Origin of the sequence: Comamonas terrigena NBRC 13299, from assembly GCF_006740045.1 — a bacterium.
In the GTDB taxonomy this organism is placed as follows: Bacteria; Pseudomonadota; Gammaproteobacteria; order Burkholderiales; family Burkholderiaceae_C; genus Comamonas; species Comamonas terrigena.
On the sequence record NZ_AP019749.1, the window covers coordinates 3,435,221 to 3,460,451 of the forward strand.

23 protein-coding genes are annotated in these 25,231 nt (G+C 67.4%); 5 read left to right on the forward strand and 18 right to left on the reverse strand.

Annotated elements, in window-relative coordinates; genetic code table 11:
* Nucleotides 1–130 precede the first annotated feature (130 nt).
* The 5 genes from CT3_RS15710 to CT3_RS21460 all read right to left on the reverse strand — a co-directional run bounded on the left by CT3_RS15710 (nt 131) and on the right by CT3_RS21460 (nt 4,090).
* Nucleotides 131–1,063, reverse strand: coding sequence for an electron transfer flavoprotein subunit alpha/FixB family protein (locus tag CT3_RS15710; protein WP_098066230.1), 933 nt, complete (start codon nt 1,061–1,063; stop codon nt 131–133).
* A gap of 27 nt (nt 1,064–1,090) precedes the next feature.
* Nucleotides 1,091–1,840, reverse strand: coding sequence for an electron transfer flavoprotein subunit beta/FixA family protein (locus tag CT3_RS15715; RefSeq protein ID WP_098066232.1), 750 nt, complete (start codon nt 1,838–1,840; stop codon nt 1,091–1,093).
* A gap of 341 nt (nt 1,841–2,181) precedes the next feature.
* Nucleotides 2,182–2,973: an enoyl-CoA hydratase gene (locus CT3_RS15720; RefSeq protein ID WP_066537290.1), complete on the reverse strand. Its 792-nt coding sequence runs from the start codon at nt 2,971–2,973 to the stop codon at nt 2,182–2,184.
* Nucleotides 2,974–3,009: 36 nt separating this feature from the next.
* Nucleotides 3,010–3,963 (reverse strand): histone deacetylase family protein, encoded by a 954-nt coding sequence (locus CT3_RS15725; RefSeq protein ID WP_066536299.1) that lies wholly within the window; start codon nt 3,961–3,963, stop codon nt 3,010–3,012.
* Nucleotides 3,917–4,090 carry a hypothetical protein gene (locus tag CT3_RS21460; RefSeq protein WP_172591755.1) on the reverse strand — a complete coding sequence of 58 codons (174 nt, stop codon included), beginning with the start codon at nt 4,088–4,090 and terminating at the stop codon, nt 3,917–3,919. Before CT3_RS21460 ends, CT3_RS15725 begins: the two co-directional genes overlap by 47 nt.
* Nucleotides 4,091–4,442: 352 nt before the next feature.
* Here CT3_RS21460 and mltB point away from each other — a divergent pair, with 352 nt between their 5' ends.
* Nucleotides 4,443–5,567, forward strand: coding sequence for a lytic murein transglycosylase B (gene mltB, locus CT3_RS15730; RefSeq protein WP_066536301.1), 1,125 nt, complete (start codon nt 4,443–4,445; stop codon nt 5,565–5,567).
* Nucleotides 5,568–5,672: 105 nt separating this feature from the next.
* Here mltB and CT3_RS15735 read toward each other — a convergent pair whose 3' ends face one another.
* The gene (locus tag CT3_RS15735) at nt 5,673–6,977 is read right to left on the reverse strand and encodes a branched-chain amino acid ABC transporter substrate-binding protein (RefSeq protein WP_225608752.1); all 1,305 of its coding nucleotides are present in this window, start codon (nt 6,975–6,977) and stop codon (nt 5,673–5,675) included.
* A gap of 180 nt (nt 6,978–7,157) precedes the next feature.
* Between CT3_RS15735 and CT3_RS15740 the strand changes: the two genes are divergently transcribed.
* Nucleotides 7,158–7,541 (forward strand): Hsp20/alpha crystallin family protein, encoded by a 384-nt coding sequence (locus CT3_RS15740; RefSeq protein ID WP_066536305.1) that lies wholly within the window; start codon nt 7,158–7,160, stop codon nt 7,539–7,541.
* Between the two features lie 525 nt (nt 7,542–8,066).
* Here CT3_RS15740 and CT3_RS15745 read toward each other — a convergent pair.
* From CT3_RS15745 to CT3_RS15760, 4 genes are read right to left on the reverse strand one after another with little or no spacing between them, the layout of a single operon-like run.
* On the reverse strand, nt 8,067–9,272 hold the full coding sequence (locus CT3_RS15745; RefSeq protein WP_066536307.1) for an ABC transporter permease: 1,206 nt from the start codon (nt 9,270–9,272) through the stop codon (nt 8,067–8,069).
* Nucleotides 9,272–10,075 carry an ABC transporter ATP-binding protein gene (locus CT3_RS15750; RefSeq protein WP_066536310.1) on the reverse strand — a complete coding sequence of 268 codons (804 nt, stop codon included), beginning with the start codon at nt 10,073–10,075 and terminating at the stop codon, nt 9,272–9,274. Before CT3_RS15750 ends, CT3_RS15745 begins: the two co-directional genes overlap by 1 nt.
* The gene (locus tag CT3_RS15755; protein ID WP_066536313.1) at nt 10,072–11,454 is read right to left on the reverse strand and encodes an efflux RND transporter periplasmic adaptor subunit; all 1,383 of its coding nucleotides are present in this window, start codon (nt 11,452–11,454) and stop codon (nt 10,072–10,074) included. Before CT3_RS15755 ends, CT3_RS15750 begins: the two co-directional genes overlap by 4 nt.
* A gap of 40 nt (nt 11,455–11,494) precedes the next feature.
* Entirely contained in the window at nt 11,495–12,982 is a 1,488-nt protein-coding gene (locus CT3_RS15760; protein WP_066536317.1) for an efflux transporter outer membrane subunit, read from the reverse strand.
* Nucleotides 12,983–13,393: 411 nt separating this feature from the next.
* Between CT3_RS15760 and wrbA the strand changes: the two genes are divergently transcribed.
* Entirely contained in the window at nt 13,394–13,996 is a 603-nt protein-coding gene (wrbA, locus tag CT3_RS15765) for an NAD(P)H:quinone oxidoreductase (RefSeq protein ID WP_066536320.1), read from the forward strand.
* An 85-nt stretch (nt 13,997–14,081) separates the two neighbouring features.
* Here the strand turns inward: wrbA and tsaD are convergent, their stop codons facing one another.
* The 3 genes from tsaD to CT3_RS15780 all read right to left on the reverse strand — a co-directional run bounded on the left by tsaD (nt 14,082) and on the right by CT3_RS15780 (nt 16,585).
* Nucleotides 14,082–15,122 (reverse strand): tRNA (adenosine(37)-N6)-threonylcarbamoyltransferase complex transferase subunit TsaD, encoded by a 1,041-nt coding sequence (tsaD, locus tag CT3_RS15770; RefSeq protein ID WP_066537293.1) that lies wholly within the window; start codon nt 15,120–15,122, stop codon nt 14,082–14,084.
* A gap of 92 nt (nt 15,123–15,214) precedes the next feature.
* The gene (locus CT3_RS15775) at nt 15,215–15,667 is read right to left on the reverse strand and encodes a CBS domain-containing protein (RefSeq protein WP_066536329.1); all 453 of its coding nucleotides are present in this window, start codon (nt 15,665–15,667) and stop codon (nt 15,215–15,217) included.
* Nucleotides 15,668–15,937: 270 nt separating this feature from the next.
* On the reverse strand, nt 15,938–16,585 hold the full coding sequence (locus tag CT3_RS15780; RefSeq protein ID WP_066536333.1) for a DUF937 domain-containing protein: 648 nt from the start codon (nt 16,583–16,585) through the stop codon (nt 15,938–15,940).
* A 399-nt stretch (nt 16,586–16,984) separates the two neighbouring features.
* On the opposite strand from CT3_RS15780, the gene ybiB reads away from it, so the two are divergent.
* Nucleotides 16,985–17,929 (forward strand): DNA-binding protein YbiB, encoded by a 945-nt coding sequence (ybiB, locus tag CT3_RS15785; RefSeq protein ID WP_066536335.1) that lies wholly within the window; start codon nt 16,985–16,987, stop codon nt 17,927–17,929.
* A complete protein-coding gene (cobA, locus tag CT3_RS15790) occupies nt 17,926–18,744 on the forward strand; it encodes a uroporphyrinogen-III C-methyltransferase (RefSeq protein WP_066536337.1) in 819 nt (272 codons plus the stop codon). Before ybiB ends, cobA begins: the two co-directional genes overlap by 4 nt.
* Nucleotides 18,745–18,866: 122 nt before the next feature.
* Here the strand turns inward: cobA and CT3_RS15795 are convergent, their stop codons facing one another.
* From CT3_RS15795 to CT3_RS15815, 5 genes are all read right to left on the reverse strand, one after another.
* Nucleotides 18,867–19,373, reverse strand: coding sequence for a RidA family protein (locus tag CT3_RS15795; RefSeq protein ID WP_066536339.1), 507 nt, complete (start codon nt 19,371–19,373; stop codon nt 18,867–18,869).
* Nucleotides 19,374–19,506: 133 nt separating this feature from the next.
* Nucleotides 19,507–20,223 (reverse strand): DUF4198 domain-containing protein, encoded by a 717-nt coding sequence (locus CT3_RS15800; protein WP_066536342.1) that lies wholly within the window; start codon nt 20,221–20,223, stop codon nt 19,507–19,509.
* Between the two features lie 55 nt (nt 20,224–20,278).
* Nucleotides 20,279–22,318: a TonB-dependent receptor gene (locus CT3_RS15805; protein WP_066536344.1), complete on the reverse strand. Its 2,040-nt coding sequence runs from the start codon at nt 22,316–22,318 to the stop codon at nt 20,279–20,281.
* A gap of 168 nt (nt 22,319–22,486) precedes the next feature.
* Nucleotides 22,487–22,981 carry a nickel-responsive transcriptional regulator NikR gene (nikR, locus tag CT3_RS15810; RefSeq protein ID WP_066536345.1) on the reverse strand — a complete coding sequence of 165 codons (495 nt, stop codon included), beginning with the start codon at nt 22,979–22,981 and terminating at the stop codon, nt 22,487–22,489.
* Nucleotides 22,982–23,216: 235 nt separating this feature from the next.
* Nucleotides 23,217–25,196, reverse strand: a complete 1,980-nt coding sequence (locus tag CT3_RS15815) for a PhoX family protein (protein WP_066537296.1) — start codon at nt 25,194–25,196, stop codon at nt 23,217–23,219.
* Between the last annotated feature and the right edge of the window lie 35 nt (nt 25,197–25,231).

A 25,231-nucleotide genomic window follows, 5' to 3' on the forward strand; every position in this document is an offset into this window, starting at 1 on the left:
CGCTGTGCAGCCGCTGTGGCGCCTGGGTCCATGGGCATGGCACCACGCGGCGGTGGCATGCCCATGCATCCTGTGCTGATGGCAGACGGAAAAAGAGGGGCACGCAGCCCCTCTTTCCTGTGGTGGTGGCTCAGAGCGCCTTCACCAGTTCCGGCACGGCCTGGAACAGGTCGGCTTCCAGCCCGTAGTCGGCCACCGAGAAGATCGGTGCTTCCGGGTCCTTGTTGATCGCCACGATCACCTTGGAGTCCTTCATGCCTGCCAAGTGCTGGATCGCACCCGAGATGCCGGCGGCGATGTACAGCTGCGGTGCCACGATCTTGCCGGTCTGGCCCACCTGCAGGTCGTTGGGGGCGTAGCCCGCGTCCACTGCCGCGCGCGAAGCGCCGATGGCCGCGCCCAGCTTGTCCGCCAGCGGGGTCATCACTTCGTTGAACTTCTCGGCCGAGCCCAGGGCGCGACCACCGGAGACGATGATCTTGGCGGCCGTCAGTTCGGGGCGGTCGTTCTTGGTCACTTCACGGCCCACGAAGCTGCTCTTGCCCGAGTCTGCCACGGCGGCCACGGTTTCCACGGCCGCAGCGCCGCCGGTGGCAGCCGCTGCATCAAAGCCGGTGCCGCGCACGGTGATCACCTTCACGGCGTCGGCCGACTGCACGGTGGCCACGGCGTTGCCGGCGTAGATGGGACGCTCGAACGTATCGGCGCTGTCCACCTTGGTGATGTCGCTGATCTGGCCCACGTCCAGCTTGGCGGCCACGCGGGGGGCCACGTTCTTGCCCGAGGCTGTGGCCGGGAACAGGATGTGGCTGTAGTTGCCGGCGATCGCCAGCACCTGGGCGGCCAGGTTTTCGGCCAGGCCGTCCTTGAGGCTGGCGCCGTCGGCGTGGATCACCTTGGACACGCCGGCGATCTGGGCCGCGGCAGCAGCCGCAGCACCGGCGTTGTCACCGGCCACCAGCACGTGCACATCGCCCCCGCAGGCCTTGGCGGCCGTCACGGTGTTCAGCGTTGCGCCCTTGATCGAAGCGTTGTCGTGTTCTGCAATAACGAGTGCGGTCATTTCTATGATCTCCTTGTGCTGCCTGTCTTAGATGACCTTGGCTTCGTTCTTGAGCTTGTCCACCAGAGCGGCCACGTCCGGCACCTTCACGCCGGCACCGCGCTTGGCAGGCTCGGCCACCTTCAGCGTCTTGATGCGGGGCGCCACGTCCACGCCCAGCTCTTCGGGCTTGAGAACATCCAGCTGCTTTTTCTTGGCCTTCATGATGTTGGGCAGCGTCACGTAGCGCGGCTCGTTCAGGCGCAGGTCGGTGGTGATGATGGCCGGGGTGGTCAGGGCCACGGTTTCCAGGCCGCCGTCCACTTCACGCGTGACGTTGACCTTGTCGCCCACGACTTCGACCTTGGAGGCGAAGGTCGCCTGGGGCAGGTCGGCCAGGGCCGCCAGCATCTGGCCGGTCTGGTTGTTGTCGCCGTCAATGGCCTGCTTGCCCAGGATCACCAGGCCGGGTTGTTCCTTGTCCACCAGGGCTTTGAGCAGCTTGGCGATCGCCAGCGGCTGCAGCTCGGCATCGGTCTCCACCAGGATGCCGCGGTCGGCACCGATGGCCATGGCCGTGCGCAGCGTCTCCTGGCACTGGGCCACGCCGCACGAGACCGCGATCACTTCCGTGACCACGCCTTTTTCCTTCAGGCGCACGGCTTCTTCCACCGCAATCTCGTCAAACGGGTTCATGCTCATCTTGACGTTGGCGATGTCCACGCCCGTGCCGTCCGACTTCACGCGGACCTTCACGTTGTAGTCCACCACCCGCTTGACTGGGACCAATACCTTCATGCTGCGGCTCCTTGATTTCTTGGAAGATTGACGTTTACGTAAACCGACTCATTTTATGCGGCGCTGCAGCAGCAGCGGGGGAATTCCTGACAATTCACACGGTCCTTGCCGGCACAAAAAAGAACGATCGTTCTATTTTATGCACACAACGGCGACAGTGTGCGTGGAAATCGGCCCAACCTCGGGTTACCACCTACCCGGAGGCCATCCGCACCGGGGCAGCGCGGGCGCATGCCCTCGCCGGCACTCTGCCCTGCAGCTCCCTGCCGACCACCAGCACATGGCAAGGCATTCCGGGCGCAGCCGCAACGCTGCCCGCGACGGCAGAGCGGACGTCCGTCTCAGCCCTGCCAGTGTGGCTTGCGCTTTTGCGCGAAGGCCTGTGCGCCTTCCTGGGCATCGGCATCCATCATGTTGGCCGCCATGGTCTGGCCTGCCAGCTGGTAGGCCGCTTCCAGCCCCAGTTCCCGCTGCTGGTAGACCAGGGCCTTGCCCATGCGCACGGCCGCCGCGGGCTTGGCCAGAATGGACTGCACCAGCGCCTCCACGGCGGCATCCAGCGCGTCGGGTTCGGCCACCCGGTTCACCAGCCCGCGGGCGAAAGCGGTGTCCGCATCGATGAAGTCCCCGGTCAGCAGCATTTCCATGGCCTGCTTGATGGGCAGGTTGCGCACCAGCGGCACGCTGGGGGTGGCACAGAACAGCCCGTAGTTGATTCCGCTGGTGGCAAAGCTGGCCGCGCTGCTGGCTACCGCCAGATCGCACTGCGCAACCAGTTGGCAACCGGCCGCCGTGGCCATGCCTTGCACCCGCGCGATCACCGGCACCGGCAGGCGGGCGATGCTCACCATCATCTTGCTGCACTGGGCAAACAGCTGCTGGTAATAGGCCAGTTGGGGGTTGGCCGCCATGTCCTTCAGGTTGTGGCCGGCGCAGAAGGCCTTGCCCTGCGCGGCCAGCACCACCACGCGGGCCGAGGCATCGGCGGCCACGGCATCCAGGGCCTGCTGCAGCGCCACCAGCATCTCGGCACCCAGTGCGTTGAAACGCTGGGGATCGTTCAAGGTGATGCGCACCACGCCCTGCGGGCTGCGCTGCACTTCCACCAGTTGGTCCACATTCTGCAAATCCATCATGGCCGACGCTCCTGTTGCTATGCCCAGACGAAATCAGATATCGGCCAGCACGCGGACGTGGGCTTCCACGCTGCGAGCCAGGGCGCTCATCACATAGCCGCCTTCCAGACAGGACACCATGCGGCCCTTGGAGAAACGCCGCGCCACGTCTTTGATGCGCTCGGTGATCCAGGCGAAGTCCTGCTCGTTCAGCCCCAGCTGGCCCATATCGTCTTCACGGTGGGCATCGAAGCCGGCACTGATGAAGATCATTTCGGGCTTGAAGGCTTCCAGGCGGGGAATCCACATCATCTCCACCAGCTCGCGGATATCCATGCCCTTGGTATAGGCCGGCACCGGCAGGTTCAGCATGTTGGACGCCGGTTCCTTGTCACCACTGAACGGGTAAAACGGATGCTGGAAGAAGCTGACCATCAGCACCCGGTCGTCGCCGGCCAGGATGTTTTCCGTACCGTTGCCGTGGTGCACATCGAAGTCCACGATGGCCACGCGCTTGAGGTGGCGGCGCTGCAGGGCGTGCAGGGCCGCAATCGCCACGTTGTTGAAGAAGCAAAAGCCCATGGACTTGGCGCGCTCGGCGTGGTGGCCGGGCGGGCGGGTGGCGCAGAAGGCATTTTCCAGGCTGCCGTCGATCACCGCATCGGTGGCAGCTACGGCCGCCCCGGCGGCGCGCAGCGCCGCATCCCAGGTGTGGACATTGATGGAGGTGTCGGTGTCCAGCGGCGAATACGCGGGGCCGCCGGCCTGCACCTCTTCCTTGAGCCGGTCCGTCAGGCCGCGCAGGGCCGCCACATGCATGCGGTCATGGGCCAGCTCCACATCGGCCAGCGAGGCCAGCGGCGCTTCCACGCGCTCCAGACCGTCGAACACCCCGGTGATCAGCAGGCGGTCCTCGATGGCGTCCAGTCGTTCCGGGCATTCCGGATGCCCAGGACCCATCTCATGCTTCCAGCAATCCTTGTGGGAAAAATAGCCTGTTCTGCCCATTTTCCTTGTCCCCGTTTTTGTTTTTTTCAGCCATGGCCCCCAATGGATGCAGCACGCACAGGCGCTGCGCAAGGGCCTTGTGGACCAGCTTAACACGGTCATTGCGGGCCGCCCGCAGCGAGTACACGACTGCGTTGCTGGCCTGTTGGCGGGCGGTCAGCTTGGCAGCGAAGGGCTGTGCGCCACGGCCTGCTGCCGCGGACGGAGGCGGTGTGCACGGCGGCTTTGCGCACCGCGCAACGGCCCGGTGCGGCCCTTCACAAAAAAAATACCCACTGCCCGGCACATGGACTTGCGTGGGAGCACTGCGGACCATCGCACAATGGGGGTTCGGTGCCGCGGCGCTGCCGGCCTGGCGGGAATGCATGGAACATGCCCGCAATGCCTGCGCCACCCCGGCACAGCCAGCCCGCAAGCGCTGCGGTGGGAGTTCCGCTTCCTGCCCTGGCTGCCGGGCCGTCCCCCCTCACCGAGATTTCATGACCCGTCTGCTTCCCGTTGCTCTTGTCTGCATCGCTGCGTGCGCCCTCCCCAGCTACGCGCAAAGCCCCAAAAACTCCAAAGCCCGCGCTGCGGCCGCTGTGGACAACAGCTACGGCCAGCGTGCCGAAGCGCTGCGCTGGGCCGATACCCTGGCCCAGCAGCAAGGCATCGATGCCGCCTGGCTGCGCCAGCAACTGGGCCAGGCACAGAAGCTGGAGCAGGTCCGCCGTCTGATGACGCCCAGCACCGGCCCGAAGAAGACCACGGCCCGCAGCTGGGCGGTGTACCGCAGCCGCTTCATCGACCCGGTGCGCGTGCAGGCCGGCAAGCGCTTCTGGCAGGAGAACGCCGCCGCGCTGGAGCGCGCCGAGCAAACCTATGGCGTGCCCCCGGAAATCATTGTCGGCATCATCGGCGTGGAGACCATCTACGGCCGCAACATGGGCAACTTCCGCGTGCTCGACGCGCTGGCCACGCTGGCTTTCGACTACCCCGCCAACCACCCGCGCCTGGCCGAGCGCGTGGCCTATTTCCAGGGCGAGCTGGCGCAGTTCCTGACCACCGCCTGGAGTGCCCGCCAGGACCCCACCCAGGCGCTGGGCAGCTTTGCCGGTGCCATGGGTCTGGGCCAGTTCATGCCCAGCAGCCTGGCCCGGTTTGGCGTGGACTTTGATGGTGACGGCAAGGTCGACCTCTACAACAGCACCGTGGACGCCATTGGCTCCGTGGCCAACTACTTCCGCGGCCACGGCTGGCAGCCCGGCATGGCGGTGCAGTACGGCGTGGCCTTCAACCCCAACGGCACCGACATGGCCACGCTGCTGGCACCGGACATCAAGCCCAGCTTCACCGCAGACCAGATGCTGCAGCTGGGTGCCATTCCGCTGGATGGCGGCATGCGCCACCAGGGACCGCTGGCGCTGGTGGAACTGCTCAACGGCGAAGATGCGCCCACCTATGTGATCGGCACACAGAACTTCTACGCCATCACCCGCTACAACATGTCCAGCTACTACGCCATGGCCGTGTACGACCTGGGCCAGGAAGTGGCAGCCGCCGTGCAGGAAGCCAGCCTGGAGCCGGCACCGCAGGCGCCCCGTTCCGCGGCGAGCGCCCCGTAAGCGCCGCGCAGTGCCCCATGCCAAAGGCCCGCAGATGCGGGCCTTTTTTGTCATTGCGCAGCGGTACGGGACAGCACGGCAGCATGCCGCAGCCGTCCCCGGAACTCAGAAACGCTTCATCTGGCAGGTGCTGGGCAGTTCGGCCTGCAAGGCCGTGATCTCGCGCACCACGCGAAAGCCATAGCCCGAGCCTTCCACATCGAACTTCACCCCCGGTGTGCCCTGGCGTTCCATCACGCCCACGGCCAGCGGCTGCTGGAACTGGTGGTCGGCGGCACGCATGTAGCCGGTGCGGCCGGCCAGCTGCACCTGCACCTGTTCCATGGCGCGGGCCACGGCGGCGGCTTCGGTGCTGCCAGCTTTCTGCATGGACTGGGCCAGGGCCTCGACCATCATCTGCATGCGCAGGTGGGCGTAGTCGTCTTCGGGCTTGGGAAAGCGCTGGCGGAAGCTCTGGTAGAACTGTTCGCTGGCGGCGCCCGGCGTGTTGGGCAGCCAGTCGGCCACGGCCACCACCTTGCCCACACCGGCATCGCCCAGTGCAGCGGGCGCGCCCAGCGCGTTGCCGTAGAAGGTGTAGAACATGCCGTCAAAGCCCACTTCGCGCGCGGCCTTGACCAGCAGCGTCAGATCGTTGCCCCAGTTGCCGGTGATCACCGCCTGGGCACCGCTGTGCTTGATCTTCACCGCATAGGGGGCAAAGTCCTTGATGCGGCCCACGGGGTGCAGCTCGTCGCCCACCACGGTCACTTCCGGGCGGCGCGCGGCCAGCTGGCGCCGGGCTTCGCCCAGCACGGCCTGGCCAAAACTGTAGTCCTGGCCGATCAGGTAGACGTTCTTGAGCGCCTTGTCGGCCTGCACCAGCTGCATCAGCGCGGCCATGCGCATGTCGGCATGGGCGTCAAAGCGGAAATGCCAGAAGCTGCAGCGCTCGTTGGTGAAGGCCGGGTCCACGGCCGAATAGTTCAGAAACAACACCCGCTTCTTGGGTTCGCGCTGGTTGTGCTTGTTGATGGCGTCCAGCAGCGCCGAAGCCGTGGCCGAGGAATTGCCCTGCAGGATGATGCGCGCACCACCGTCGATGGCGGCGCGCAGTGCGGACAGCGCCTCTTCGTTCTGGCCCTTGCTGTCAAAGCGCTGCACCACCAGCGGATGGGCTGCCGCATCGCCCTGCAGGCGCACGCCACCGCGCGCGTTCACACGTTCGGTCGCCATCAGGATGTTGCGGAACACCGCTTCGCCCGTGTTGGCAAACGGGCCGGACAGGCTTTCCACCAGCGCCAGCTGGATGGGGGCGCCGGTGGGCGCTGCAGCGGCCGTACCGGACTTGGCGGGGCTGGCCGCCAACGCTGCCGAAACCACGCCCCCCAGGCCCCATACCGTGGCACCCGCCACCCCGGCCAGCACCATTTTGCGCAGTGAAGATGCCACCTGATGCCTGCGCGATAGCGCTGGTTGGCGGTTTTTCAAGCCCTGCGAGCCAAATTTATTCATACCAAATCATCCCTTGAAAACCCCGGCACAGCCTGCAATTGCTGAGCATGCGGCAACCAACCGGAGCGCCGCGCAGTGTATAGGAGCCCAACAACCATGTTCTTCGCATCGCCTGTCATCCGCCGTTCTGCCTTCAACGCTTCCCACCAGGCCGATCTGGCCCTGCAGCGCTTCCTGCAAGCCTCGCAGCATGCCGCTGCCAAGACCGCCGGCTATACCGCCACCTCCACCGAGGACGCCACCACGCTGTCCGTCGATGTGCCGGGCCTGGCCCGCGAGCAGCTGCAACTGCGCATCGAAGACCACCAGGTGCACCTCAGCAGCGTGGAAGGCGCACCCCGCCAGGTGCAGCGCAGCTGGGAACTGCCCCATGCCATCGATGCCGCTGCCAGCAGCGCCAAACTGGAAAACGGTGTGCTGACCCTGGTGCTGGCACAGCGCAAGCCGGTGGACACCTCGGTGCAGCTGAGCATCCAGTAAGCCCCGTCTTCCGGGCAGTGCAGCGCGCGCTGCCCACCTTTTGTTGACTGGCCTGTCACCTTTCTTCTCCTCTTGATTAGCACCGGCACGCCAGACAGCATGAAGCCCGCAACGTTGCACGACGTTGACGGGCTTCTTTTTTGCCTGCGGGTTTCGAGCGTCGCGGTGCAATGCACGGTGCCATTGCCCGCAGCGTCCCTTGTTCTGCCCCATCGGTGGTGGTGAACGCTGCCGGCGCCTGGTGCCGAGGAGCGCTCACGCTCAAAGGGTAAAAAGGTAAAAGGGGGCACAGGGCTGCGGCCTCTCCAGGACAGGCGCTCCATCCACAGCCTCCCCAGCACCAGACACCGGAACCCCTGCACCGGCGGTAGCCCCGTGCATGGCACGCCTACCCCACACAGCATCGGTCACTGCTACCGGAGTGGGCTCCGCCAGTGCAGGCACCTGAACGCCCATGAAAAAACGCCATCCGGGGGGATGGCGTTCGGGGTGTGGCCACCGCCACGGTGCAGACTGGCGACCGGCTCACTCGTGGCGCAGTGCCTCGATCGGGTCCAGCTGCGCCGCACGGCGGGCAGGGAAGTAGCCGAACACCACGCCGATGGCGGCGGAGAAGATGAAGGACAGCGCATTCACCCCGGCGTTGAAGATATAGGGCACGCCCATCACCTGCGCCAACACATAGGACGCGGCGGTGGCAATCAGAATGCCGGCCAGCCCGCCCAGTGCCGCCAGCACCACCGCCTCGATCAGGAACTGCAGCAGCACTTCACGCTCCAGCGCGCCGATGGCCAGGCGCAGACCGATTTCCCGGGTGCGCTCGGTCACGCTCACCAGCATGATGTTCATGATGCCGATACCGCCCACCAGCAGGCTCACCGCTGCCACCGCACCCAGCAGCGTGGTCATGACCTTGGTGGTGCCGGCCATGGTGTCGGCCAGTTGCTTGGTGTCCAGCACGTTGAAGTTGTCTTCATCGCTGGGGGCCAGCTTGCGCAGCTCGCGCAGCAACTGGTTCATGCTGGATTTGACACGCTCGGGGTCGCTGCCGTCTTCCATGGATACCAGGATGGTGTTCAGGCGCTTGCTGCCGGTCACCCGGCGCTGCAGCGTGTTCAGCGGGATCAGCACGGTGTCGTCCTGGTCGTTGCCGAAGGCACCCTGCCCCTTGGAGTCCAGCAGGCCGATCACGCTGCAGGAAAAGCCCTTGATGCGCAGCTGCTGACCGATCACATCGGCGCTGTTGCCATACAGCTCGCGGTGCAAGGTGGCGCCGATGATGCACACGGCAGCACCGGCGCGCAGTTCTTCGTCGGTGAATTCGCGGCCCTGAGCCAGCTTCCAGTTGCCGGTGATCAGCCAGTCATTGGTGCTGCCGATCACGCTGGTGGACCAGTTGCGCCCGCCAGCCACCACCGTGGCACTGGAGCGCGCCTCGGGGGCCACGGCCTGGATGCCGCCGATCTGCTGGGCGATGGCCGTGGCATCCGTGTCCTTGAACGACGGCGCCACGGTGGCGCCCGGCCCCATGCGCTGGCCGGAGCGCACCTGCAGCAGATTGGTGCCCAGGCCGGAGATCTGGTTCTGCACGGCCACGGTGGCGCCATTGCCCAGGGTGACCATGGTGATCACGGCGCTGACGCCGATCACAATGCCCAGCACCGTCAGGAATGAGCGCAGCAGGTTGCGACGGATGGAGCGCAGCGCCAGCCAGATGGTGTTCCACAGCATCAGGCACCGCCTTTCTCGGCCGCGGCCAGGGCCTGGCTGTCCAGTGCGGCGCGGCGCAGCACCAGCGGTTCGTTGGGGGTATCGGTGTCCATCATCCCATCCTTGAAGCGCACGATGCGGCGGCTGTAGGCCGCCATTTCGGGCTCGTGCGTCACCATCAGCACGGTGATGCCTTTCTCGCTATTGAGCTTCCACAGCAGCTCCATGATTTCCTCGCTGCGCTGGGTGTCCAGGTTGCCGGTGGGCTCGTCGGCCAGCAGCACGGCCGGGTCGGAGACGATGGCCCGGGCGATGGCCACGCGCTGCTGCTGGCCGCCCGACAGTTCGGCCGGCGTGTGGTGTTCCCAGCCCTTGAGCCCCACCGCATCCAGCGCGCGGGCGGCGGCGGCGTGGCGCTGGGCCGTGGGCTCGCCCCGGTACAGCAGGGGCAGCTCCACGTTTTCCTGCGCCGTGGTGCGCGGCAGCAGGTGAAAGCCCTGGAACACAAAGCCGAAGTAACGGCGGCGCAGGCGTGCCCGTTCGTCACGCGACAGGCCTTCCACGTGCACGCCCTTGAACAGGTAGGAGCCGGTGGTGGGACGGTCCAGGCAGCCCAGGGTGTTCATGGCCGTGGACTTGCCCGAACCGCTGGGGCCCATGATGGCGACAAAGTCGCCCTGGGCAATGTCCAGGTCCACGCCCTTGAGGGCCTGGAAGGCCAGGCCGCCTTCGCCATAGGTCTTGGTCACGCCACGCAGGCGGATCAGCGGCAGGCCGCCTTCCCCTGCGGCACTGGGAGAGAGCGCACTCGACAGCTCACTCATTTGGCGGCCCCGCTGCGCTGGTCGGTGATCAGCAGATCGCCTTCCTTGAGGGCTTCGCTCTCCACCTCGGTCATGCGGCCATCGCTCAGGCCAGTCTTGACCTGGCGGGCTTCGGGCTGGCCGCCCTGCAGCACCCACACATAGCGGGTCTGGCCGGGGGCCTGGGCCTGTTCACGGCCGCCCTGGCGGGAGCCGCCCTGGCGCGGGGGACGCGGCATCAGCTGGCCGACGATGCCGCCACTGTTGCCACCGCTGGCGCCGGGCGCACTGCCTGCAGGCTTGCCGCCTTCGCGCGCAGCACCGGCACCTGCTGCCGCCTGGCCGGGGTTCTGCATGCCGGTGGGCGTGAAGCGCAAGGCCGAGTTGGGCACCAGCAGCACATCCTGGCGTTCATTGGCGCGGATGGTGGCAGAAGCCGTCATGCCGGGGCGCAGGCTCAGGTCCTCGTTGTTCACCTCCAGACGGGCCACATAGGTGACCACGTTGTCGGTCTTGGTGGAGCCGTAGTCCACGCGGGTCACCTTGGCCGGGTAGCGGCGCGAGGGGTAGGCGCTGACGGTGAAGCTGGCACGCTGGTCGGCCTGCACGGTGCCGACGTCGGCTTCGTCCACCGCCACTTCCAGGCGCAGCTTGTTCAGGTCTTCGGCCACGGTGAACAGGGTCACGGCCTGCAGCGAGGCGGCCACGGCCTGACCGGGTTCCACCGTGCGGGTCAGCACCACGCCGTCGATCGAGGCCTTGATGGAGGCCTTGGAGAGGTTGGTCTCATCGGTGGACAGCGCGTTGCGGGCGTCTTCCACCGAAGCCTTGGCGGCGGCCACATCGGCCTTGGCGCGGTCGAGCGTGGCGCGGCCGGAATCCAGTTCGGTGGCCGACGGCACCTGGCCGCCCGACAGGCGGTGCACCTCTTCCAGGCGCGCCAGATTGGCCTGGGCCTCCTTGAGCGTGGCTTCGGCCTGGCTCTGCTTGGCCTGGGCCGAGGCCATGGTGGCGCGCGAGCGGCCCACCTGGGCCATGAGCTTGTCGGTGTCCAGCTCGACCATCACCTGGCCTTTTTTCACTTTGTCGTTCACGTCCACATAGACCTTGCGCACCGTGCCCGACAGCTCGGAGCCCACGTTCACCGTGCGCGTCGGCTGCAAGGTGCCGTTGGCCGAGACGGTCAGCGACAGCGTGCCCTTCTTCAGCGCCTCGGTCACATACACAGGCTTGGCCTTGGCCTTCTGGTCGGCCTGCCACCAGGCAAAGCCGCCCACCGCCACGGCCACCGCCACGGCGCCGATCCACACCGTGGGGCTTTGCCACCATTTGCGGGCCAGGCCGTCGCCCAGCAGGTCCTGCACTTCTTGGCTGCTGGAAGTCGTTTTGTTCTTTTTCATGTTCGGTAGATCCTGTTGATTCTTCTGCGGTCAGCGTGGCTCAGGGCTGGCTGTTGCGGGCCACGGGCGTGGCGGCGGCGTCAGTCGCCACGGTCGGCGTCCAGCCGCCGCCCAGGGCCTTGTAGAGGCGGATGTGGTCGGTGCTGATGCTGGCCGCCACGGTGGAGACGCTGTCCTGCGAGCTCAGCAGGGTGCGCTGCGTGTCCAGCACGGTCTGGAAGTCGATCAACCCGCTCTGGTAGCGCTGGTTGGCCAGCAGCGAGGCATTGCGCGCCGCGGCTTCGGCCGCACGCAGGCGCACCAGGCGCTCCTTGTCGCCCTGCAGCTGTACCAGCGCGTCTTCCACTTCCTGCAGCGCCGTCAGCACGGCAGACTGGTAGCTGGCCTGGGCCTGGTCCACCACCGCGCTCTGGGCACGGATCTGGGCCCGGTTGGCACCGCCGTCGAACAGCGTGGCCGACAGACCGGCTGCCATGCTGGCCGCCACCGAGGCGCCATTGGTCAGCGCGCCCAGGGTCAGGGCGCTCAGGCCCAGCGAGCCGCTCAGGCGCAGGCTGGGGTAGTTGGCCACTTCCTGGGCCGACAAGGTGGACAGCGCGGCTTCCAGCCGGTGCTGGGCCGCGCGCACATCGGGACGCTGGCGCAGCGTGTCGGCCGGCAGCGTGAGGGCCAGCTCGTCCGGCGCACGGGGCACGGGCTGCAGCGCCTGCAGCTGCTCCTCCAGCGCGGCCGGCGGCTGGCCGGTGAGGATGGACAGCGCATGGCGCGACTGTGCCAGGCTGGTCTGCAGCGCCGGAATCTGCGCGGCGGTCTGGTTGGTGGACTGGCGGGCCTGCTCGGATTCCAGCGACGTGGCCAGCCCGGCCTGCACCCGCCATTCGGTGATCTGCTGGGTCTGCTGTTGCAGCGCCAGGTTCTGCTGGGCGATGCGCAGACGGTCCTGCTGGCCGCGCAGTTCCACATAGGTCTGGGCCACTTCGGCCGCCAGCGACACCTGGGTGCTTTCCAATGTGGCCTGGGCCGCGCGGGCCGTGGCTTCGCTGGCGTCGACCCGGTTGCCCTGCGCCCCCCACCAGTCCGGCTCCCAGCTGGCGTCCAGCCCGGCGGAATAGCTGTTGCGCGCGTCGTTATTGCCCTGGCGGCTGCGCCCCACCCCGGCACTGGCGCCGGCGCTGGGCAGCAGGCCGGCGGCCTGCACATCGCGCGTGGCCCGGGCCTGGCGTACGGCCGCCTGGGCGCTCAGCAGGCTGGGGTTGGCCTGCAGGGCCTGGTCGATCAAGGCCGTCAGCTGCGCATCGCCAAAGCGCTGCCACCAGCGCGAGAGGTCTTCCGGCGCCTGCTGCTGGGGTGCCGACTGGGCGGCATGCCATGCCGTGGGCACGGCCGGCATGGCGCCTGCCGGGGTGAAGGAGGTGGTGTGGCTGCAGCCGGCCAGCAGCAGGGCGCCGGCCAAGGCCACCGCCAACGGCAGCGCGGCCGGGCGACGCGCCGAAGAAGCAATGACAGGGAAGGAGGAAGAAAAATGCATGAAGGCCCTGGTGGATCGTGCCGTGAACTGTGACCGATTGTGCGCAAGCTCTGTAGGGCTGCGACAAACTCTGTGTGAAGCCCTGGTAAAGAGCAGACGGGTCACCTGCAGGCCACGCGATTGTGCCGAGAGGCGCGGGTTCTCCCCCTCTGAATCCCTGTGCTCCGGGGCGATTTGCGGCCGCAATGGGCCATCCCGTTGAGCGGCCATAGGCCGCGCCAGTGGCCACCCGCAGCAGGCCGGCACCACACCACGGGAAATGCGCCTACAGAGCCGCGCCGGAGGGGGCCTTCTCAAACCCCGCATGGCTGCCTACGATGCACGGGCGTCTTCTCTGTCCCACCCAGGCCCTCACCGGGGTCGCTTCGGGACCCCTTCGAGCCCCTTCCCCAACCCTTGCAGGAAAGCACTATGGCCAAGATTCTGGTTCTGTATCACTCCATGTACGGTCACATCGAAACCATGGCGAACGCCGTGGCCGACGGCGCACGCAGCGTGGCCGGCGCCCAGGTCACCGTCAAACGCGTGCCCGAGACCATGCCTGCCGACGTGTTCAAGAATGCCGGCGGCAAAGCCGACCAGGCCGCACCCGTGGCCACCCCGCAGGAGCTGGCGGAGTACGACGCCATCATCGTGGGCACCCCCACCCGCTTCGGCAACATGACCGCCCAGATGCGCAATTTCTGGGACCAGACCGGCGGTCTGTGGGCCAAGGGGGCCCTGATCGGCAAGGTGGCCAGCGTGTTCGCGTCCACCGGCACCGGCGGTGGTCAGGAAATGACCGTGACCACCACCTGGGCCACGCTGGCCCACCACGGCATGCTGATCGTGCCCATCGGCTATGCCCTGCCGCAGCAGACCGATCTGTCTGCGGTCAAGGGCGGCAATTCGCCCTACGGTGCCACCACCATTGCCGGCCCCGACGGCTCGCGCCAGCCGCACCCGGATGAGCTGGCCATTGCCCGCAACCAGGGCGCCACCGTCGCCAAGCTGGCGGCCAAGCTGGCGGGCTAAGCCCGGTCACGGCCGCCACGGCAGCCACAAAAAAGCAGCCTCCAGGGCTGCTTTTTTATCGGCGGCACGGCCCCCAGGTCTGGCCTTACTTCAGCGAATCCAGCGGCCAGCGCGGCTTCACATCGAAGGCATAGGTTTTTTCCGCCTGTTCGCGTCCGGCCTGCAGGCGCATGGCCGCGGCCATGGCGATCATGGCGCCGTTGTCGGTGCACAGGTGCAGCTCGGGGTAGTGCACGCGGATCTGGCGCTTGGCGCAGGCGGCGTTCAACTGGGCGCGCAGCAGCTTGTTGGCGCCCACGCCACCGGCCACCACCACGCGGCGCATGCCGGTGTCCTTCAGCGCCGTCAGCGTCTTGCGCACCAGCACGTCGACGATGGCCGCCTGGGTGCTGGCGGCCAGATCGGCCTTGCGCGCTTCCAGATCGTCCCCCAGCTTCTTGGCCTGGGTCAGCACCGCCGTCTTCAGGCCGGCAAAGGAAAAGTCCAGATCGCCCGAATGCAGCAGCGGGCGCGGCAGCTTGAAGGCTTCTGGGTCGCCACCTTCGGCCAGGCGGGACAGCTCGGGCCCGCCGGGATAGGGCAAGCCCATCAGCTTGGCCGATTTATCGAAGGCTTCGCCGGCTGCATCGTCGATGGTTTCGCCCAGGATGGCGTAGTCGCCCACCCCGTCCACCCGCATCAGCTGGGTGTGGCCGCCGGAGACCAGCAGGGCGATGAAGGGAAATTCGGGCGGATCCTCGCTCAGAAAGGGCGACAGCAGATGCCCTTCCAGGTGGTGCACCCCCAGCACCGGTCTGTCCAGCGCCGCGCCCAGGGCGCAGGCCACACCGGCACCGACCAGCAGCGCGCCCGCCAGGCCCGGGCCACGGGTGAAGGCCACCACGTCCACGTCCTGCAGCGTGGTGCCGCTTTCCTTCAGCACATGTTCGGTCAGCGGCAGCACGCGGCGGATATGGTCGCGGCTGGCCAGCTCCGGCACCACCCCGCCATAGGCGCGGTGCATGTCGATTTGGCTGTGCAGTGCGTGCGACAGCAACTGGGGCACGGCGCCGCCATCGGGCAGGCGCACCAGGGCCACGCCCGTTTCGTCACAGGAGGATTCGATACCGAGGATCAGCGAACTCATGGCCGCCAGTGTAGAACCTGCGGCGCAGCGGCGCTGGTAGGCGGGCATTGGCCCGGCCTGCCGTTTGCCATCCTGCCTAGCGCTGCCGGTGCTCAGCTGGTGGTGTGCGCGGAGCCGGTGATGTAGTGCTCCAGCTGCTGGATGGTGAACTGCTGCTCGGAGATGATTTCCTTGACCAGGTCCCCGATCGAGACCATGCCCAGCACCTGGTGCTCGGTGTTGACCACCGGCAGATGGCGGATGCGCCGGGACGTCATCAGCGCCATGCATTCGGCCGTGGTCTGGCGCGGCAGCACACAGTGCACCTGGGACGTCATCACCTCCTGCACCTGGGTGGTGCTGGAGCTGCGCCCCTGCAGCACCACCTTGCGGGCGTAATCCCGCTCGGTCACGATGCCGGCGATGCGCCCGCCGTCCAGCACCAGCAGCGCGCCGATGCCTTTGTCGGACATGAGCTGCAGCGCCGCCAGCATGGTGTCGGTGGGGGCCACGCTGTGCACGGGGCTGTTGTTCTTGGCTCGCAGGATGTCAGCCACAGTCGTCATACCGCATCTCCTTGGGACAAAAAGCGCCAACGGAACTGCCATTGGCATGCATACTAACCAGACTCGCAGCGCCAGTGTGGCGGCATCGCGGCAATGCAGCAATCAGGCGATGCCCGTATCCCTGTAGCGGGTAAGCAGCCCTCGCGCCGCCCTCCTACCCCGGCCTGCGCCGAGCGCCCACAAAAAAGGCAGCTTGCGCTGCCTTTTTTCATCCGACCCTCGGTCCGTGCCGATCCTATACAGAAACGGCCAGCGCTGTCCCGGCGGCGCTCAGCGGCGTCCGCCCAGCAACGCGCCACCGATCTTGAACAGATCGCCCATGCTCACCTGACCGTCACCGTCCTGGTCCAGCAGGCTGCCCAGCAAGCCGCCGCCCAGACCGCCCTGGGCCTGCGCCCGCTCACGCTCCTGCCCCAGGGCCTGCCCCAGTCCGCCGGCATCTAGGCCACCGGACTGCACCCGGCTGGCCAGAAACGCCATCACGATGGGGGCCAGCATCTGCAGCAGATTGCCGGCATTGCCGCCCAGACCGGTGGCCTGGCCCAGACCCGCTTCCGCGCGCTGCTGGTTGCCGCCAAAGATGTGGCCCAGGATGTCGGCCCCGCCGCCCAGTCCGGCGCCACCACCACCGTTACCACCTTGCGCGCCACCCAGCACCGAGCCGACCAGGTCGCCCAGACCGCCCAGACCCTGGGGCGCGGCTGCGCTGTGGTCCCGCTGCAGGGCCCCCAGCAGGTCGGCGGCGCCCTGGGGCTGGGCAGCGTTCTGACCCAGAGCGCCCAGCAGCAGCGGCAAGGCCGCGCCCACGGCCGACTGCGTCTGTTCGGTGTCGGTACCCAGTTGCTGCGCCATCTGCTGCATGGGGGCACCTTGCAGCTGAGACATCAGCTCATCGACCAGAGAGGGGGAAGCGTTCATGGCAGTGACTCCTGAGGAAATTCAGCACCCCATCGTACAGACCGTACACGCGGCGTCCACCGAAAGCCATGGCTGCCATCGTGAACAATCATCACTGCCGTACCCGGTGCACCGCCCAGTGTGCCTCCTGGGGCCAACGGCGGTTCCCTCCCACTGTGACGGCAGGCTTTCCGATGGCCTGCAACGCAGACCCGCGCCTGCACCGGCCGAAAAAAATGTGCACAGCGACCGCCCCAGCGGCCCCATGCGCGAACACCGCATCCATTCAGCACGAAAATAGCCGCAGCAGCGGTGCAGCCAGTCTGGGCTCCCGTCCAGTCTTTCGACCGCTGGCACCATTTGCATATGAAAAATAAATATTAAAAACAAACCATAACAACGAAAGACAATATATACCCCATGTCGATCCAGCACTACCTCAAAGAAATCGGCCGCGGCAAAGACGGCGCGCGGGCGCTGCGGCGTGACCAGGCCGCCGACCTGATGGGCCAGTTGCTGGACGGCCAGGTGGATGATCTGGCCACCGGCGCCTTCTGCGTGGCCATGCGCATCAAGGGCGAAACGCCCGAAGAGATGGCCGGTTTTCTGGATGCGATCCACCAGCGCCTGCCCGCGCTGGCTGCGCCCCAGCAGCCCTGGATCGTGCTGCCCAGCTACAACGGCGCGCGCAAGCTGCCCGTGCTCACCCCGCTGCTGGCCCTGCTGCTGGCACGCGAAGGCCTGCCGGTGCTGCTGCACGGCAGCACTACCGAATCCAGCCGCACCACCAGCGCCCAGGTGCTGCTGGCGCTGGGCCATGCCCCTGCCACCGCATTGACCGACATCGCCCCCGGCCAGCTGCTGCACTGCGCCACGAGCGCGCTGCACACCGGTTTGCAAAGGCTGCTGAATGCCCGCGCCGCCATCGGCCTGCGCAACCCGTCGCACAGCCTGGTCAAGCTGCTGAACCCGCTGGGCCGCAGCGGCCACGACACGCTGGTGGTGGGCAGCTACACCCACCCCGAATACGCCACCTCCATGGCCGCCACCCAGGCCCTGGTGGGCGCCACCGCCCTGCTGCTGCGCGGCACCGAGGGCGAGCCCGTGGCCGACCCGCGCCGCCACCCGGCCATGACGGCCGTGCTGCGCGGCCAGCTGCAGCCGCTGCAGGAAAATCAGCGCGGCACGCTGACCGACCTGCCTGCGCTTCCGCCCAGCCATGATGTAGAGTCCACGGCCCGCTATATCGAGAACGTGCTCGCAGAGCGCCAGCCCGTTCCCGCCCCCATTGCCCAACAAGTGCAGTATCTGACTGCACTGCACCGCCAATTGCGCAGCACCGCTGCGCAAGGAGCCACACCATGACCACCGCCACCACGCCCCTCACCACCGGCCGCTGCACCCTGGTGGGCGCCGGCCCGGGCGACCCGGAGCTGCTGACCATCAAGGCGCTCAAAGCCATCCAGAACGCCACGCTGCTGCTGGTGGACGACCTGGTCTCCCCCGAGATCGTGGCCCATGCCGCCCCCACCGCCCGCGTGGTGTACGTGGGCAAGCGCGGCGGCTGCAAGAGCACGCCCCAGGCCTTCATCGAAAAGCTGATGCTGCAGGCCGTGCAGGAAGGTGAAGACGTGGTGCGCCTCAAGGGGGGTGACCCCTTCATCTTTGGCCGCGGGGGCGAGGAAGTGGAGCACCTGCGCGCCGAAGGCATTGAGGTGCAGGTCATCAACGGCATCACCGCCGGTCTGGCCGGGCTGACCAGCCTGGGCGCGCCGCTGACCCACCGCGACCATGCCCATGGCGTCGTCTTCATCACCGGCCACGCCAAGCCCGGTGACGCCGGCACCGACTGGCGCGCACTGGCCGCTACGGCCCATGCGGCCAAGCTGACGCTGGTGATCTACATGGGCGTGCGCTCCGCCGAATCGATTGCCCACGATCTGCAGGAAGGCGGCCTGCCCGGCCACCTGCCCGTGGCCATCATCCAGCACGCCAGCCTGGCGCAGCAGCGCCACGCCATCACCACGCTGGGTCAGCTGCCCGCCACCTTGCACGACGAGCAGCTGGGCAGCCCCAGCGTGCTGGTGATTGGCGATGTGGTGCGCGGCGTGTCGCAATGGGCGCTGCAGAACTCGGCCGGCGCGCACGCCGCTGCGGCGCTGCAGGCGGTGGCGGGCTAGGCCGCTTCCAGCACAGCGCTGCACCCACAGCCCCACAAAAAAAGAGCGCCTTGGAGGCGCTCTTTTTTTGCGGTGCGTGGCCCGGCGGCGTGGCTCGCAGGGCCTGAAGGGGGCCTGCGCCCTTACAGCGCGAAGTGGGCCGATGCCGTCAGCTCCACCTCGACCGAGGCGTTCTTGGGCAGCTGTGCCACGCCAATCGCCGAGCGCGCGGGCAGGCCGATGTCGCCCAGCACTTCCACCAGCAGCTCGGAAGCGCCGTCGGCCACCTCGCTGTGCTGGGTGAAGTCGCTGGTGCAGTGCACATACACCGTCATGCGACAGATGCGCTGCACAGGCTCCAGGCTCCCCAGCGTGCGCTGCACCAGCATCAGGCTGCGCAGGGCCGAGACCCGGGCCGCGCGCCGTGCCTGTTCCAGCGTGGCGGTCCCGGGGGCCGGTGCGGCGGAGGCCGGTGCCACCGGCCCCAGCGATGCCATGGCCCCGTTGAGGCGCGGCAGCTGGCCGCTGACATAGAGCATGCGCTCGTCCCGCACCACCGGGCGGTAGCTGCCGCCGGGGGCAATCTCCACATCCATGGGGCAATCCAGTGCCTGGGCGGCTTGTGCCAGCCGCTGATCCCGTGTCGTCATCTCGCTCTCCCTGCCCTTCGGGCATGGGGCACGGCCCCTGTGGCGCAGCCCCGGTTACAGATGCTGCCAGTGTAGGCCCTCGGCCACCGTACCCAGCGCCATCCGCACCGTGGTGCACGCAGCAGTGCCCGGGTTAGTGCACGGCAAAGCGCAGCAGGTGTTCGAAGCTCAGCTCCGTGGTGCGTGCATCGCCCTGCACAGGCTGGCGGTAGATGGCCTGGATAGTGTTGGTGCCCGCCACCACCGGCACGCGGGCCAGGCCCTGGGCGTCGGTGGTCGCGGGGCTGCCGTTCTCGCCCTGGCTCAGGCGCACACCGGCCAGCGGCTTGCCGTCCAGCGTGACCTGCAGCAGCACCTGCTCGCCCGCGTGCGGCACCTGGCCCTGCTGGGGCGTCACTTCGAATTTCTGGCCCAGTTCCTTGCGCGCCACCGCGCCCCAGACTAGCAGCGTCTTGTGGTACTTGCGCGCCCAGACCCCGCGTGTGGCCCCCGGGTTCTGGTCCATGGGCAGGTTGCGCATGGCCTTGTCGCCAGGCTGGCCACTGAAGAAGCCATTGTCCAGCTCCACGGCCAGCAGCGCGGCCTGGGCATCGGGGTGGACTTTCAGGCCCTGGGCCACGGTCCGGACCTGGGCGGGCACGCTGCGGCCGCGCCGGTCATAGGCGGTCACGCTCTGCAGCTTGGCGTGGTCAAACGCTTCCAGCTGTCCGGCATGGCCACCAAACTGCAGCAGGTAGCTGCCGTCGGAGTCCGGCTCCAGCCAGACGTTGTGGGCCAGTGCGGCACCGGACAGGCACAGGGCGGCCAGGGCCGCAGGCCAGCGCAGGCGGCGGGGGAAGGAGGGTGTCATGGGGAATTCCTGCTTGGGAAAACGATAAAAAAAGAAACTGGGACTCACAGCCGCTTCACAGCGCGAACTTCAGGCCCACGGTCACGGTGCGCGGTGCGCCGGGGGCCACCAGGCGTTCGCCACCGATCACGCTGGTGCTGCTGGCGTAGCGCTGGTCGGTCACGTTGCGCACCCACAGGCTCAGTTGGGCATCGCCCCAGCCCAGGCTGCGCGGCAGCGCGTACTGCGCCCCCATATCGCCCACCTGATAGGCGCGGCTCCACTGGGTGTTGGCGGCATCCACCGCGCCCCGGCCCACATGGCGCCAGATGGCGCGCAGCGTCCAGCCTGCAGTGGGCCGGTAGCTGGCCTGCACGGTGCTGGTGTAGGCGGGCACGGCGGTGACCTGTTTGCCCACCAGCGCGGCGTTGGCGTTTTCCGTCACGCGCGAGTGCATGCGGCCGTAACTCCATTGCAGCTCCAGCTTGGACAATGGCGTCCAGTGCGCCTGCAGTTCCGCACCGCTGCGGCGCGTGCTGCCAAAGTTCTCGTACACGCCAGGCGCCACATTGCGGATTTCGTTGCTGGAGGTGGTGCGGTAGACGGCCAGATCCAGCCACAGGCTGCGGTGGGGTGCCCATTGCACACCCAGCTCGGTCTGGCGGAAGACATTGGGATCCAGCCCGGCGGTGCCCAGTGCGTACTTGGCAAAGTCGCTGGCCAGTGCAAAGCCTTCCGACCAGCTGGCGCGCAAGGTGGTCTGCGGTGCAATCTGCGACGTCACCCCCAGCTTGGGACTGGCATGGCGGGTGGTGGCCATGCGCTCGCAGGTGTCGCTGCCGGTTTCCGCGCCCAGGCGCCGGCAATCGCCGGTGAAGCGGTCCCAGCGCACGCCCATGCTGGGCTGCAGCCAGGGAGCCAGTTTCCAGTGCGCCTGGGCGTAGGCGGCCATGGTGTCCAGCGCCGTGCGCCGGTCGCTGACGGCCGCTGCCATGCGCTGGCGGTTCTGCGTGCCTTCCCTGTAGCCGTAGTCGGTGTCTTCCTGCTGGCGCTCGGTGCCCAGCAGCCATTCCAGCGGCGCGCCCGCCAGGGCTGCGCTGCCGCTGAGCTGCAGGCCCATGCCCAGCACGTCGCGGTCATAGCGCTCTTCGCGCTGCATCCAGGTGCCGCTGCGCGGGCGGGTGAACCAGCGCACGAAATCCTGCCGGGTGCCGTAGGCAAAGGCCAGCAGTTGGGTGCTGTCGCTCAGCGCATAGTTCACATCCAGGCGCAGCGTGGCAAAAGTCTTTTCCGATCCGTCGCCCTGCACGCGCGGGTCCTTGCCCTGCGGGTCGCGCTGCCATTGGGCCTGCGTCAGGTAGCTGGGCGAGTCGCCGCGTGCCTCGTGCCAGCGGGCCGACAGCGCAAAGTCGAGCCGGCTGTCCACCCGGTGGTGCCAGCGGCCACTGAGCGTATGGCGCCGGGCATCGGCATCGGGCCGGGCTCCGTCCGTGGTGTAGGACTGTGCGGCCAGGAACATCTGGTCGTCCGCCCCGAGCTGGCGGCCCAGCGCCCCTTGCAGGTCGTAGGTGCCGTGCGAGCCGGCCTGCAGCTGCGCCTCGGTGTAGGTGCCGGAGCGGCGCGTTTGCAGTGCAACCAGCCCTGCGCGGTTGAAATTGCCCTGCAGCACCGACACCGGGCCCTTGTGCACGGTGACTTCTTCCACCTCCAGCGGCACGACCACATTCAGGTCGAAATACCCGTCGGCATGGGACATGGCTTCGTTGAGGGTGATGCCGTCCAGCGTGGCGGCAATGTCGCCGCCGTGGCCGCCGCCCCCAAAGCCGCGCAGCACCACGGCATTGGCCACGCCACTGAGCTGGTAGTCGTTCACATGCATGCCGGGCACCTGGCGCCACAGGTCTTCGACCTCTTGCGCGCCGGTGGCGGCCAGGTCTTCCTGGGTCAGATGCTGGGTGCTGAAGGCGGCCTGGCTGGCGGCCAGGGCTTGGCCCTTGACGGTCAGGGCGGCCAGCCGGGCCTCTTGGGCCGCAGCGGGGAGGCAGGCGCACAGTGCGGCCAGCGCCGCGGCGGTCAGCAACGGAGAACGGGGAGTCTGTCGCAAAAGAGAGGACATCGGGACGGGCAAACGTGGTGGTGGTACATGCCTTTCGGGAAAGGCTGTCCTGCATCTGCCATGCAGTTATGAAGATTTATGCAAACTTCATACCAACCGCCACACCGCTCCGCCGGGGTGCGCATCCGGCAGGCCTGCCCGTACCGTCAGGCCCGCTGCAGGCCGTCGCTAACGGGAATGGTCATGGGAGTGCTCATGGGGATGGTCATATGCATGACCATGGGAGCCGCCGTGGGAAGCTTCATGGGAATGGCCCTGGGCGTCCTGGCCCATCACCACATTCAGCTGGCCATGGTGCACGCCGCGCTCGGCCATGATGGCGTTGGCCAGCGCCCGCACCTCGCCCGCCGGGCCGCGCAGCAGCACAGTTTCCAGGCACTGCAAGGGGTCGACATGCACATGGGTGGTGGAGATGGTCAGCTGGTGGCGCGCATGCTGCAGGCGCGCCAGGCGCTCGGTCAGATCGCGCGCGTGGTGGTCATACACATAGGACAGCACGGCCATGCAGTCACCCTGGTGGTCGGCCTGTTCGCGCTGCTGGCCCAGGCGGATGTAGAGCATGTCGCGGATGGCTTCCGAGCGGTTGGCATAACCGGCCCGGTGCATGTAGCGCTCGAACTCGTCGGCCAGTTCGTCGTCCAGGGAGATGGTGAATCTTTGCATGCGGAAAATTAGCAAGTACGGTGCCCGTCGCCGAGGATAAGGCCGAAATTCCCCGCGCAGTCACCACCGACCCGGTGCGTCGCTGCACTAACTTGGTGCCTGGCACGGGCACGCACCAAAAGCGCCTTCCCCAAACAACAAGGGCTGGCACATCCACCACTGCGCCAGCCCTTGCCATGCGCCCCGGCCTTGTGGGCCCGGATGCATGTCCTGTCTATGGATGCGCGTGCGCGCCTTAAGTTCCGATCACGCCACCATCATTTTTGGTGATGACCACAGTGGCCGAGCGCGGGATGCTGTTGCCGCCGCCGGGCCAGTGGCTGTCACCCTCTTCGCCCGGGTGCTGGATGTTGATGAACATGGTCTTGCTGTCGGGCGTAAAGCTGATGCCCGTGACCTCGCACTCCTTGGGGCCGACAAAGAAGCGGCGGATCTCCTTGCTCACCGGGTCGGCGCACAGCATCTGGTTGTTGCCCTGGCCGGCGTAGTCGCCACGGTTGCTGTACTTGCCATCGGTCTGGATCCACAGGCGGCCGTCGTTGTCGAAGGCCAGGCCGTCTGGGCTGTTGAAGCTGTTGTCCGCCGTGACATTGGCCGATCCGGCGCGCAAATCCTTGCGGTCGGTGTGCACCATGGGGTTGCCGGCCAGCACGAAGATGTCCCAGGCAAACGTGGTGGCAGCGGCATCACCGCCGGTTTCGCGCCAGCGCACGATCTGGCCGTAGATGTTCTTCTCGCGCGGATTGGCTTCGTCCGCGGCCTTGCGGCCGCTGTTGTTGGTCAAGGTCACGTAGACCTCGCCGGTATGCGGGTGCACGGCCACCCATTCGGGCCGGTCCATCTTGGTGGCGCCCACCACGTCCGCGGCCAGGCGGGTGTAGACCAGCACAGCGGCCTGGTTGGCAAAGCGGCTGTCCGCCTGGAGCTTGGGGTCTGCGGCCTTGTCCAGCAGCAGCCATTCGCCGGTGCCGGCAAAGTCGCCCGGCGTGGCACCGGCGCCGAAGCGCGCCACATAAAGCTTTCCGCTGTCCAGCAGGCGGCTGTTGTCGCCGCCCTTCACATACTTGCCGTCTGAGACAAATTTATAGATGTAGTCATCGGCCTGGTCGTCGCCCATGTAGACCACGGCGCGGCCGTCCTTGCTCAGGGCGAAGGCGGCGTTCTCGTGCTTGATGCGGCCCAGCGCCGTGCGCTTCTTGGGCATGCTGGTGGGGTTGAAGGGATCGATCTCCACGATCCAGCCGAAGCGGTGGCTTTCCTGGGGGTGCTTCACATAGTCGAAGCGCGGCTCGTGGCCTTCCCACTGGAACAGGCTGGCCTGGGCCGAGAGGCCGTAGCGCTTTTGCGCCACCGTGCGCTGGTCGGCACCGCTGGTGGTGCCGAAGTAGTTGTTGAAGTTCTCTTCGCAGGTCAGGTAGGTGCCCCAGGGGGTGAAACCGTTGCCGCAGTTGTTGAACGTGCCCTGCACGCGGCGGCCGCTGGGGTCGCCCTGGGTCTGCAGCAGCGCATCGCCTGCGGCGGGGCCGGTCAGTTCCATCGCAGTGTGGGCGGTGATGCGGCGGTGGTAGAGGCTGTCCTTGACCAGGTCCCAGCGGCCCTGGGCATTGCGCTGGATGTGCACCACCGAGACGCCATGCGCATTCATGGCCTTGTGCACATGGTCGCGGCCCCACTTGCGGGCCACGGCTTCGCCCTGGGCGCCGAACAGCCAGACATAGTGCTTCTTCTTGTCGTCCACGGTGCAGTACTCGTGGTTGAGTACCAGCAGGCCTTCGTCGTTCTTGCCGTCGATGGCAAAGAAATGCATGCCGTCGTGGTTGTCGCCCAGCTGCAGCGCCTGGGCCGCGGCATCTTCGCTGCCGTCGCCCTTGAAGGCGGGCGCACCGTCCAGCAGCGGCGTGCCCCAGGGTGCCAGCACCGTGGCGGTGTAACCGGGGGCGATGTGCACAGCGTCGTCCGTGCTGATGGGGATGGCGGTGAAGCCCATCAGCGGGGAACCGCTGCGGCTGCCGCCCGTGGCGCAGCCCGCCAGGCCGGCCACGCCGCCGCCCAGGCCCAGGAACAGGGCCGCCGACAGACCGGTGCCGCTGCGCAAAAAGCCCCGGCGCGAAACGGCCTGTTCCACCACGCTCTGGAAATGCGGGTTGTCAGACAGGTTGGTGGGCAGGTCTTCGCTGTCGATCGCAATAGACGGCGTGGTGCGGGCAAATGGCATGTTTTCCTCGGGCATCGTGTGGGATGCCGGCATTG

Excerpts from the sequence above, each read along its gene's own strand:
- CT3_RS15710 (WP_098066230.1), bottom strand. The coding sequence starts at position 1,063 with ATGACCGCACTCGTTATTGCAGAACACGACAACGCTTCGATCAAGGGC.
- CT3_RS15715 (WP_098066232.1), bottom strand. The coding sequence starts at position 1,840 with ATGAAGGTATTGGTCCCAGTCAAGCGGGTGGTGGACTACAACGTGAAG.
- CT3_RS15720 (WP_066537290.1), bottom strand. The coding sequence starts at position 2,973 with ATGGATTTGCAGAATGTGGACCAACTGGTGGAAGTGCAGCGCAGCCCG.
- CT3_RS15725 (WP_066536299.1), bottom strand. The coding sequence starts at position 3,963 with ATGGGCAGAACAGGCTATTTTTCCCACAAGGATTGCTGGAAGCATGAG.
- mltB (WP_066536301.1), top strand. The coding sequence starts at position 4,443 with ATGACCCGTCTGCTTCCCGTTGCTCTTGTCTGCATCGCTGCGTGCGCC.
- CT3_RS15735 (WP_225608752.1), bottom strand. The coding sequence starts at position 6,977 with ATGGTGCTGGCCGGGGTGGCGGGTGCCACGGTATGGGGCCTGGGGGGC.
- CT3_RS15740 (WP_066536305.1), top strand. The coding sequence starts at position 7,158 with ATGTTCTTCGCATCGCCTGTCATCCGCCGTTCTGCCTTCAACGCTTCC.
- CT3_RS15745 (WP_066536307.1), bottom strand. The coding sequence starts at position 9,272 with ATGCTGTGGAACACCATCTGGCTGGCGCTGCGCTCCATCCGTCGCAAC.
- CT3_RS15750 (WP_066536310.1), bottom strand. The coding sequence starts at position 10,075 with ATGAGTGAGCTGTCGAGTGCGCTCTCTCCCAGTGCCGCAGGGGAAGGC.
- CT3_RS15755 (WP_066536313.1), bottom strand. The coding sequence starts at position 11,454 with ATGAAAAAGAACAAAACGACTTCCAGCAGCCAAGAAGTGCAGGACCTG.
- CT3_RS15760 (WP_066536317.1), bottom strand. The coding sequence starts at position 12,982 with ATGCATTTTTCTTCCTCCTTCCCTGTCATTGCTTCTTCGGCGCGTCGC.
- wrbA (WP_066536320.1), top strand. The coding sequence starts at position 13,394 with ATGGCCAAGATTCTGGTTCTGTATCACTCCATGTACGGTCACATCGAA.
- tsaD (WP_066537293.1), bottom strand. The coding sequence starts at position 15,122 with ATGAGTTCGCTGATCCTCGGTATCGAATCCTCCTGTGACGAAACGGGC.
- CT3_RS15775 (WP_066536329.1), bottom strand. The coding sequence starts at position 15,667 with ATGACGACTGTGGCTGACATCCTGCGAGCCAAGAACAACAGCCCCGTG.
- CT3_RS15780 (WP_066536333.1), bottom strand. The coding sequence starts at position 16,585 with ATGAACGCTTCCCCCTCTCTGGTCGATGAGCTGATGTCTCAGCTGCAA.
- ybiB (WP_066536335.1), top strand. The coding sequence starts at position 16,985 with ATGTCGATCCAGCACTACCTCAAAGAAATCGGCCGCGGCAAAGACGGC.
- cobA (WP_066536337.1), top strand. The coding sequence starts at position 17,926 with ATGACCACCGCCACCACGCCCCTCACCACCGGCCGCTGCACCCTGGTG.
- CT3_RS15795 (WP_066536339.1), bottom strand. The coding sequence starts at position 19,373 with ATGACGACACGGGATCAGCGGCTGGCACAAGCCGCCCAGGCACTGGAT.
- CT3_RS15800 (WP_066536342.1), bottom strand. The coding sequence starts at position 20,223 with ATGACACCCTCCTTCCCCCGCCGCCTGCGCTGGCCTGCGGCCCTGGCC.
- CT3_RS15805 (WP_066536344.1), bottom strand. The coding sequence starts at position 22,318 with ATGTCCTCTCTTTTGCGACAGACTCCCCGTTCTCCGTTGCTGACCGCC.
- nikR (WP_066536345.1), bottom strand. The coding sequence starts at position 22,981 with ATGCAAAGATTCACCATCTCCCTGGACGACGAACTGGCCGACGAGTTC.
- CT3_RS15815 (WP_066537296.1), bottom strand. The coding sequence starts at position 25,196 with ATGCCATTTGCCCGCACCACGCCGTCTATTGCGATCGACAGCGAAGAC.